Annotated in this window: 1 protein-coding gene; it reads left to right on the top strand. The window is 68.6% G+C overall.

All coding sequences use genetic code 11. From position 1 onward, the window contains the following. The coding region (gene vgrG / locus HMPREF2914_RS13600) for a type VI secretion system tip protein VgrG (RefSeq protein ID WP_139148210.1) at positions 1-516 on the top strand (516 nt) is incomplete at both ends.

Here is a 516-nt window from a genome sequence, read left to right as displayed (position 1 = left end):
ACGTGCAGAGCCAGGACGGCGAGCAGTACGCGCGGACCCGTATCGAAGCCTTGCAGGCGCGCTACGAACGGGTGCGCCTGCGCGGCCGCGCCCGCGGCCTCGGTTCGGGCCACCTGTTCAAGCTCAGCGGCTACCCGCGCGAGGACCAGAACCGCGAGTACCTGGTGGTCGGTGCCGATTACCGGGTGGTCCAGGAACTCTACGAGACCGGCGGCGGCGGGGTGGGCGCGCAGTTCGAAAGCGAGCTGGACTGCATCGATGCCGGCCAGGCCTACCGCCCCTTGCCGACCACTCCGCTGCCGATCGTCCGTGGCCCGCAGACTGCGGTGGTGGTCGGGCCCAAGGGCGAGGAGATCTGGACCGACCAGTATGGCCGGGTCAAGGTGCATTTCCACTGGGACCGCCACGACCAGTCCAACGAGAACAGCTCCTGCTGGATGCGCGTCTCGCAGGCCTGGGCGGGGAAGAACTGGGGCTCGATCCAGATCCCGCGGATCGGCCAGGAAGTGATCGTCA

Origin of the sequence: Pseudomonas sp. HMSC067G02 (assembly GCF_001813485.1) — a bacterium.
GTDB lineage: Bacteria > Pseudomonadota > Gammaproteobacteria > Pseudomonadales > Pseudomonadaceae > Pseudomonas > Pseudomonas aeruginosa.
The sequence above is the reverse complement of the archived record's forward strand: the minus strand, read 5'-3'. Positions and strand labels throughout refer to the sequence as shown.